This window comes from Kitasatospora sp. NPDC091257 (assembly GCF_044757675.1).
Lineage (GTDB): Bacteria > Actinomycetota > Actinomycetes > Streptomycetales > Streptomycetaceae > Kitasatospora > Kitasatospora lactacystinica.
On the sequence record NZ_JBIVVI010000291.1, the window covers coordinates 1 to 8295 of the forward strand.

Below are 8295 nucleotides of genomic sequence, written 5' to 3' on the forward strand. Positions count from 1 at the left end.
GGGGCGGGGTACTTGAGCGCGACGTTGCCGACCAGCTCGCCGCCGTCCAGGACGGCGAAGCTGTACCGGGTGCCGGCCGCCCGGCCCTCCTCCTGGGCGCGCAGCCAGTGCGCGGCCTGGTCGGCGTCGTCCACCAGGGTACGGAGGAAGCGGCGCAGGGTCTCGTCCCGGTAGGCCTCGATCAGGGCCGGCGCGTCGGCGTCCTCGAAGGGGCGCAGCAGCAGGCCGTCGGCCATCGGCGGTGCGGCGACGGTCACTTGAGACCCTCCCAGCCCCAGCGCGGGGTCGGGCCGGGATCGCCGAGGTCGGTGCCGACCGGGGAGGCGGAGACGTCCTCGGCGATCCTGGTGCCCCAGTCGAAGTACTCCAGCACCCGGCGGCGCAGCAGCTCGTCCTCGGGCAGCTCCGCGCGGACGGCCTCGGCCATCAGCTCCATCCAGCGCAGCCGCTGCTCCTCGGTGATGGCCAGGCCCAGGTGGGCGCGGAGCAGCGCCTGGTGACCGCCCAGTTCACCGGTGTAGCCCGCCGGGCCGCCGAAGACCTCGGCCAGCCAGACCGCGACGCGCTCGATGTGGGTGGGGGTGAAGTCGGCGAAGACCGGGGCGAGCAGGGGGTCGGCGAGGACGTCCCGGTAGAAGGTGCGGCTGAGCCGGCGCAGGGCGTCGATGCCGCCGACGGCCTCGTAGAGCGGGCCGGACCGTTGATCGTTCATGGGTGTGCTCCCCGTGGTTGGACCGTGCGTTGCGACCTTCCTAGCAGGCTGGGGCGCGAACAGCGGGCCCGGGCCCGCTGTTCGCGCCGGGTTCGGCGAGCGGCGGGTTCGGCGAGCGGCGGGTTCGGCGAGCGGCGGGTTCGGCGAGCGGCGGGCGGGGCTCCCGCTTGACCCTGACGTTGGCGGCAGGGTCGCAGGGTGGGGACATGAACGACGAGAGCGGGACGCGGGGCAGGGTCGTGGTGGTCACCGGGGCCGGGACGGGGATCGGGCGGGAGACGGCGCGGGCCTTCGCGGCCGAGGGGGCGCGGGTGCTGGCGGTGGGACGGCGGCTCGAACCGCTGGCCGGGACGGCGGCCGCGCACCCGGCGCTGATCGAGCCGCTGACCGCGGACGTGACCGGGCCGGACGCCCCGGAGGAGATCGTCCGGGTGGCCGTGGAGCGGTTCGGGCGGCTGGACGTGCTGGTCAACAATGCCGCGATCGTGCAGAGCCGGCAGGGCCTCGGCGACTTCGACCGGGCGGGCGTCGAGGCGCTGCTGGCGACCAACCTGGTCGCCCCGGTGCTGCTCGGGCAGGCCGCGCTGCCCGAGCTGGAGCGGAGCCGGGGCGTGGTGGTCAACGTCAGCACGGCCGTCGGGCAGCGGGGCTGGCCGGGCAACCCGGTGTACGCGGCGAGCAAGGCGGCACTGGAGACGGTCACCCGCAGCTGGGCGGTGGAGCTGGCGCCGCGCGGGGTCCGGGTGGTGGCGGTGGCGCCCGGGGCGATCGACACGCCGATCGGCGAGCACTCCGGGTACGGCCCCGAGCAGCGGGCGGCGATCCGGCGGTGGCAGATCGAGCACACCCCGCTGGGCCGGATCGGCCGCCCGGCGGAGGTGGCCTGGGCGATCACCCAACTGGCCTCGCCGCAGGCCGCGTTCGTGACCGGCGTGGTGTTCTCGGTGGACGGCGGCGCGCTGGTGGGCTGACCGGGAGGGGACGGGTGGCGGTGCGGATCGGCGAGCTGGCGGCCCGGACGGGCAGTACCGCGCGCGCTCTGCGGCACTACGAGCAGGCCGGGCTGATCGAGTCCGGGCGGGCGCCGAACGGCTACCGCGAGTACGGCGAGTCGGCGGTCGTCCGGGTGCGCAACATCCGCGCGCTGGTCGCCGCCGGGCTCACCCTGGAGGACCTCCGGCCGCTGCTGGGGTGCCTGGACGGGGACGTGCTGGCGGGCCGGCCGTCCGCGCGGGTGCTGGGGATCGCCCGGGAGCGGCTGGCGGTGCTGGAGCGCCGGATCGCCGCCCAGACGGAGGCCCGCGACCGGCTGGTGGCGGCGCTGACAGCGGCCGGGGAGGCGGATCCGGTGCCCACGGGCGGATGACACCCCCGTTCGGGGGTGTGCAGGGCGCGGGCGGGGGAGGACAGTGGGCGCATGCAGATTCCACTCTCCGTGATGGACTTCCTCGACCGGGCCGAGCTGGTCTACGGCGACCGGGTCGGCATCGTCGACGAGCCGGTGCAGCCGGCCGAATCCTGGGGCGAGCTGAGCTACCGCAGGGTCGCCGAGCTGGCCCGGGCCCAGGCCGCCGGGCTGGACCGGCTCGGCGTCGGGCCGGGCGAGCGGGTCGCGGTCGTCTCGCACAACTCGGCCCGGCTGCTGACCTCCTTCTTCGGGGTGAGCGGGCACGGCCGGGTGCTGGTGCCGGTGAACTTCCGGCTGAAGGCCGAGGAGGTGTCGTACATCGTCGAGCAGAGCGGCGCCTCGGTGCTGCTGGTCGACCCCGAGGTCGCCGACTCCCTGCACGGGGTGGTGGCCAAGCACAAGTTCGTGCTGGGCGCGGACAGCGACGCCGTGCTGTACGACTTCGACGGCACCCCGCGGCGGTACGCGGTGGACGAGAACGACACCGCCACCATCAACTACACCAGCGGAACCACCGCCCGCCCCAAGGGCGTTCAGCTCACCCACCGCAACATCTGGCTGAACGCGACGCTGATGGGCCTGCACTACGGCGCGAACGACCGGGACGTCTACCTGCACACCCTGCCGATGTTCCACGCCAACGGCTGGGGCCTGCCGTTCTCGCTCACCGGCCTGGGCGCCCGGCACATCGTGCTGCGCAAGGTGGACGGCGCGGAGATCCTGCGCCGGGTCGAGCGGCACGGGGTGACCTTCCTGTCCGGCGCGCCGGCCGTGGTCCAGATGGTGCTGGACGCGGCCGCCGACCGGGACGGCCCGGTGCCCGGCCGGGACCGGGTGCGGATGATCGTGGCCGGCGCCCCGCCGCCGACCTCGGTGGTGCAGCAGGTCGAGGAGCAGCTGGGCTGGGAGTTCATGCAGCTGTACGGCCTGACCGAGACCTCCCCCGCGGTCACGGTCAACCGCACCCGGGCCGAGTGGGACGCGCTGCCGGCCGCCGAGCGGGCCGAGAAGCTGGTGCAGGCGGGCGCCCCGGCGCTCGGCACCCAGCTGCGGGTGGATCCCTCCGGGGAGGTGCTGGTGCGCTCCAACACCGTCCTGGACGGCTACTGGCAGCAGCCGGAGGCCTCCGCCGAGGCACTGCGGGACGGCTGGTTCCACACCGGCGACGGCGGCACCCTCACGGACGGGCAGCTGACCATCTCCGACCGCAAGAAGGACGTCATCATCAGCGGCGGGGAGAACGTCTCCTCGATCGAGGTGGAGGACTGCCTGTACGACCATCCGGCGGTCGCCGAGACGGCGGTGATCGGCGTTCCGCACGAGAAGTGGGGCGAGACGGTGAAGGCGCTGGTGGTGCTCCGGGAAGGCCACGAGGCGGTCACCGAGGCCGAGTTGATCGCGCACTGCAAGCAGCGGCTGGCCGGCTACAAGTCGCCCACCACGGTGGAGTTCCGGGACGCCCTGCCGCGCACCGCCACCGGGAAGCTGCAGAAGTTCCGGCTGCGCGAGCCGTACTGGACCGGGCGGGAGCGCCAGGTCAACTGACGAGCCCCGACTCCCTCGCCGCGAGGGCGAGTTCGGTCCGGTTGCGGACGCCGAGCTTGCGCATCGCGGACTTGAGGTAGCCCGTCACCGTGTTGCAGGTCAGGCCCAGTCGGGCGGCGATCTCCGGGTTGGTCCGGCCGGTCGCCGCCCAGCGCAGCACCTCGTGCTCGCGCGGGGTCAACGGCGCTACGGGGGCGGCCTTCCGGGGCCGCTCGCGACTCCAGGCGGCGGCCCCGGCGAGCGCCCGGGCCGCCGCCCTCGCCAGCGTGCCGACCGCGGAGATCCGCACGTCCCCGAACGGGACGACGGTGCGCAGCGAGGCGTACACCACGCCGTGCACGGTGCCGCCGTCCATCAGCGGGACGGTGAGCATCGCGTACAGGTCCTCGGCGGCCACGGCCGCGTCGTAGTGGTGCGAAATCGTCGTCGCCGCACGGTAGTCGGGCACCCAGGTCGGCGAGCGCTCGGCGAGCGCCCGGCCGCCGAGGCCGAGTCCGGCCGGGACGGGGACGTCGTGCAGCAGGTCGGCCCGGGTGCCGGCCCAGTGCCGCAGCACCATGCCCTCGCTGTCGGGGCGGCTGCCGGGCAGCGGCTCGGGCACGCCGACCAGGCCGACGTCGACGCCGCACTCGGCCACCACCCGGCGGGCGAGGTCACCGAGCACGGCGTCCCGCACCAGCTCGGCGGCGCGCGCGGCCAGTTCGGGGTCGTCGGGTCGCGCAGCGTCGGCGACGGGTTGCGCAAGGTGGGGGTCCGCAGCCCTGGTCATCGCGGAATTGTCACACGCGGTGGGGCCGGTGGCGAGAGTCCTGACATGCGTGTTTCGTGGAGTCGCGGACACCGGCGGCCGGGCGGGCATAGGGTGCGCCCGTACGCTACCGGCGGGTAGCAACTGCCGGACGGCAACCGCCTTCGACCGGAGGGAAACCGATGACCGACCCGAACGCCCCGGGCGACGTCCTGGGCGGACTGCTGGCGGACCTGCGGGACGAGAGCGCGGTGCTGGACGACCTGGTCGCCGGGCTGCCCGCCGGGGACTGGGCCCGCCCGACGCCCGCCGAGGGCTGGACAGTGGCGCACCAGATCGCCCACCTGGCCTGGACCGACGACTGGACGGCCCTGGCCGCGCGCGACCCGGAGGGCTTCGGCACCTCGCTCGGCGGGCGCTTCACCGAACTGGTGGCGGCCGGCGCCGACCCGGTCGAGGAGGGCGCCCGTACGGGTGCGGCCGCCGAGCCCGCGGCACTGCTCGCCCGCTGGCGGGCCGGTCGGGCGCAGGTGCTGGCCGCACTCGCCGCCGCCCCGGCCGACGTCCGGCTGCCCTGGTTCGGCCCGCCGATGAAGCCCGCCTCGATGGCCACCGCCCGGCTGATGGAGACCTGGGCGCACGGCCAGGACGTCGCGGACGCACTCGGCGCCACCCGTGAGCCCACCGACCGGCTGCGGCACATCGCCCACCTGGGGCTGCGCACCCTGAGCTTCGCCTTCACCCTGCACGGACTGCCCGCGCCCGAGCAGCCGGTCCGGCTCGACCTGACCGCGCCGGACGGCGGGACCTGGTCCATCGGCCCGGCCGGGGCCGAGGACGTGGTGTCCGGCCCCGCCCTGGACTTCTGCCTGCTGGTGACCCAGCGCCGCCACCGGGACGACCTCGCCCTCACCGCCACCGGGCCGGTCGCCACCGCCTGGCTCCCGATCGCCCAGGCCTTCGCCGGAGCGCCGGGCAAGGGGCGGCAGCCGGGGGCGCAGGCGTAGGGCGGGGCGAAGGCCTGGGACGCGGGGGCAGCCAGGAGGTCTGGTACACCGTCCGCCTCACCGACCTGCGGATCTTCGACCTCGCCGACCAGCCTGCCTTCTAGCCGTACCCCGACGCGTCGACGCGCACCGACGGGCGGAAGCACACCGGCCCGCCCCGCTCAGAGGCCGATCCGGAGCGGGGCGAGCCGGGTGGCGATCAGGTTGGTGGCGCCCCGGTCGCGCTCGATGTGCCCGTGCACCAGCAGCCCGGCCCGGTCCAGGGCGGTGCGGCGCCGGGACTCCCAGACCGGGCGGTTGCAGATCACGTTGATCAGCCCGGTCTCGTCCTCCAGGCTGAGGAAGAGCACCCCGCCGGCCGTCGGCGGCCGCTGCCGGTGGGTGACCAGGCCGCCGACCACCACCGCCGTCCCCGGCGGCACGTCCGCGAGCCGGTCGGCACAGAGGGCGCCGCCGCGCTCCAGCCGGGCGCGCAGGTGCTGGAGCGGGTGGCTGGTGGCGGAGGTGCCGGTGGCCCACAGGTCGGCGATGGTCTCCTCGACCGGGCTCATCCCGGGCAGCTCCGGCGCCTCGGCACCGGGCGTGGTGCCGGGGATCAGATCGGCCGAGATCCCGGCGAACGCCCCTGCCGCCCACAGTGCCTGACGTCTCGTCAACTCGAAGCAGTCGAAGGCCCCGGCCGTCGCCAGCGCCTCCAGGGCGGGCCCGGGCAGGCCGGTGCGGCGGGCGAAGTCCTCCAGGTCCGCGTACGGCTGCCCGGCCACGATCGCCTCGGCCTGCGGGGTGCCGATGCCGCGCACCGTCTCCAGGCCGAGCCGGATCGCCGGCTGCGGGCGCCCTGCCGTCAGCGGCGGCCCGGGGGTCGGCCCCCGGTACGGTTCCAGGGTGGGCCGCGCCCCGCTGGCGTTGACGTCCACCCCGCGCACCCGCACACCGTGCCGGCGGACGTCCGCGACCAGGCTGAGCGGCGAGTAGAAGCCCATCGGCTGGTTGGCCAGCAGGGCACAGGTGAAGGCCGCCGGGAAGTGGTGCTTCAGCCAGGCGCTGGCGTACACCAGGTAGGCGAAGCTGATCGCGTGGCTCTCCGGGAAGCCGTAGTTGGAGAAGGCCTCGATCTTGCCGTAGACGTCCTCCGCCACCTCGGGCGGGATGCCGCGCTCGGCCATCCCGCCCAGCAGCCGGTCGCGCAGCCGGGCGACCCGCTCGTGCGAGCGCTTGGCGCCCATCGCCTGCCGCAGCCGGTCGGCCTCGGCCGGGGTGAACCCGGCGCAGTCGATGGCGAGTTGCATCATCTGCTCCTGGAACAGCGGCACCCCCAGGGTCTTGCCGAGCGCGTTCTCCATCAGCGGGTGCGGGCAGCCGGCCGGCTCCGCCCCGGCGCGGCGGCGCAGGTACGGGTGGACGGAGCCGCCCTGGATCGGTCCGGGGCGGATCAGCGCGACCTCGACCACCAGGTCGTAGAAGTGGTCCGGCTTGAGCCGGGGCAGGGTCGCCATCTGCGCCCGGGACTCGACCTGGAACACGCCGACGGTGTCGGCCCGGCGCAGCATCGCGTACACGCCCTTGTCGTCGTCCGGGATGGTGGCCAGGTCGTAGCGCAGACCGTGGTGCTCCGCGACCAGGTCGCAGGCGTCGTGCAGGGCGGCCAGCATGCCGAGGCCGAGCAGGTCGATCTTCACCAGTCCGGCGCCGGCGGTGGACTCCTTGTCCCACTGGAGCACGGAGCGCCCGGGCATCCGGGCCCACTCGGTGGGGCAGATCTCGCCGATCGGCTCCCGGGTGAGCACCATGCCGCCCGAGTGGATGCCCAGGTGCCGGGGCAGGCCGTGCAGCTGGGTGGCGAGCTGGAGCACGTCGGCGGGGATGACGGCGTCCGCGCCGGGGGCCGAGCGGAAGTCGGTCTGCCGGCTGAACGCGTCCACCTGCCCCTGCGGGTAGCCGAGCACCCGGGCGGCGTCGCGGATCGCCAGCCGGGGCCGGTAGGTGATCACATTGGCGACCTGGGCGGCGTGCTCGCGCCCGTAGCGGCCGTAGACGTACTGGATGACCTCCTCGCGGCGGCGGTTCTCGATGTCCAGGTCGATGTCGGGCGGCCCGTCCCGGGCCGTGGAGAGGAAGCGTTCGAACAGCAGCTTGTAGTGGATCGGGTCGACGGCGGTGATCCCGAGGGCGTAGCAGACCGCCGAGTTGGCGGCCGAGCCGCGGCCCTGGCACCAGATGTCCCGGCTCCGGCAGAAGTCCACGATGTCGTGCACGATCAGGAAGTAGCCGGCCAGGTCGAGGTCCTCGATCACGTCCAGCTCCCGGCCGAGCTGGCGGCGGGCGGCGGCGTTGCCGGGGCCGAAGCGGCCCGGGCCGCCGGCCGCGACCAGGGCGCGCAGGTGGCTGATCTCGCTCTCGCCCTCGGCCACGGGGAAACCGGGCAGCTCCGGATCCAGCCGGGCGAAGTCGAAGGCGCAGGCCCGGCCGAGTTCGGCGGTGGCCCGCTGCACCCCGGGGAAGCGGGCCAGCCGGCCGGCCATCTCACGGCCCGAGCGCAGGTGCGCGGTGCCGGCCGCCCTGGTCCAGCCGACCGCGTCCTGGAGGGTGCGGCGGTCGTGCAGCGCGGCGAGGCTCTGCGCAAGGCGGCCCTGGGCGGGGCCGGCGTGGTGGGCGTTGGTGGAGGCGACGACGGGGAGCCGCGCCGTCGCCGCGAGGGCGGCGAGGGCGTCGTTGCGCCGGTCGTCGCCGGGCAGCCACTGGTCGATCAGCTCGACGTGGACGTTCTCGCGGCCGAACGAGTCCTGGGCCAGGAGGTCGACCAGGCCGAGGCGAACCAGCGCGTCGTCGTCGACCACCATTGTTCGGATCATGCGGCACCCTTCGGCTGCTGCTT

General features: G+C 75.0%; 8 protein-coding genes. 4 read left to right on the forward strand and 4 right to left on the reverse strand.

The genetic code is table 11. The annotated features are described in order from the left end of the window. Both ACIQOV_RS15915 and ACIQOV_RS15920 read right to left on the reverse strand, forming a co-directional pair. Positions 1 to 257, reverse strand: a 257-nt coding sequence (locus tag ACIQOV_RS15915) for a GNAT family N-acetyltransferase (RefSeq protein WP_401048950.1), incomplete at its 3' end; no start/stop codon positions are given. Next, positions 254 to 712, reverse strand: coding sequence for a group II truncated hemoglobin (locus tag ACIQOV_RS15920; RefSeq protein WP_380349443.1), 459 nt, complete (start codon positions 710 to 712; stop codon positions 254 to 256). The genes ACIQOV_RS15915 and ACIQOV_RS15920, both read right to left, overlap by 4 nt. 206 nt (positions 713 to 918) lie before the next feature. Between ACIQOV_RS15920 and ACIQOV_RS15925 the strand changes: the two genes are divergently transcribed. From ACIQOV_RS15925 to ACIQOV_RS15935, 3 genes are read left to right on the forward strand one after another with little or no spacing between them, the layout of a single operon-like run. Next, positions 919 to 1683 carry an SDR family NAD(P)-dependent oxidoreductase gene (locus ACIQOV_RS15925; RefSeq protein ID WP_401048952.1) on the forward strand — a complete coding sequence of 255 codons (765 nt, stop codon included), beginning with the start codon at positions 919 to 921 and terminating at the stop codon, positions 1681 to 1683. 20 nt (positions 1684 to 1703) lie between these two features. Further along, complete coding sequence (locus tag ACIQOV_RS15930; RefSeq protein WP_401048962.1) at positions 1704 to 2078, forward strand: MerR family transcriptional regulator; 375 nt, start codon at positions 1704 to 1706, stop codon at positions 2076 to 2078. A 51-nt stretch (positions 2079 to 2129) separates the two neighbouring features. Continuing rightward, positions 2130 to 3665, forward strand: a complete 1536-nt coding sequence (locus ACIQOV_RS15935; RefSeq protein WP_401048954.1) for an AMP-binding protein — start codon at positions 2130 to 2132, stop codon at positions 3663 to 3665. On the opposite strand, the gene ACIQOV_RS15940 is transcribed toward ACIQOV_RS15935, so the two are convergent. Next, positions 3658 to 4434: a LuxR C-terminal-related transcriptional regulator gene (locus ACIQOV_RS15940; RefSeq protein WP_401048956.1), complete on the reverse strand. Its 777-nt coding sequence runs from the start codon at positions 4432 to 4434 to the stop codon at positions 3658 to 3660. The genes ACIQOV_RS15935 and ACIQOV_RS15940 overlap by 8 nt on opposite strands. Positions 4435 to 4595: 161 nt before the next feature. On the opposite strand from ACIQOV_RS15940, the gene ACIQOV_RS15945 reads away from it, so the two are divergent. Next, the gene (locus ACIQOV_RS15945; protein ID WP_401048958.1) at positions 4596 to 5420 is read left to right on the forward strand and encodes a TIGR03084 family metal-binding protein; all 825 of its coding nucleotides are present in this window, start codon (positions 4596 to 4598) and stop codon (positions 5418 to 5420) included. Positions 5421 to 5581: 161 nt separating this feature from the next. On the opposite strand, the gene ACIQOV_RS15950 is transcribed toward ACIQOV_RS15945, so the two are convergent. Beyond that, complete coding sequence (locus ACIQOV_RS15950; RefSeq protein ID WP_401048960.1) at positions 5582 to 8272, reverse strand: error-prone DNA polymerase; 2691 nt, start codon at positions 8270 to 8272, stop codon at positions 5582 to 5584. Between the last annotated feature and the right edge of the window lie 23 nt (positions 8273 to 8295).

Coding starts and splice junctions, on each gene's coding strand:
- ACIQOV_RS15940 (WP_401048956.1), bottom strand. CDS start 4,434: ATGACCAGGGCTGCGGACCCCCACCTTGCGCAACCCGTCGCCGACGCT.
- ACIQOV_RS15920 (WP_380349443.1), bottom strand. CDS start 712: ATGAACGATCAACGGTCCGGCCCGCTCTACGAGGCCGTCGGCGGCATC.
- ACIQOV_RS15925 (WP_401048952.1), top strand. CDS start 919: ATGAACGACGAGAGCGGGACGCGGGGCAGGGTCGTGGTGGTCACCGGG.
- ACIQOV_RS15950 (WP_401048960.1), bottom strand. CDS start 8,272: ATGATCCGAACAATGGTGGTCGACGACGACGCGCTGGTTCGCCTCGGC.
- ACIQOV_RS15935 (WP_401048954.1), top strand. CDS start 2,130: ATGCAGATTCCACTCTCCGTGATGGACTTCCTCGACCGGGCCGAGCTG.
- ACIQOV_RS15945 (WP_401048958.1), top strand. CDS start 4,596: ATGACCGACCCGAACGCCCCGGGCGACGTCCTGGGCGGACTGCTGGCG.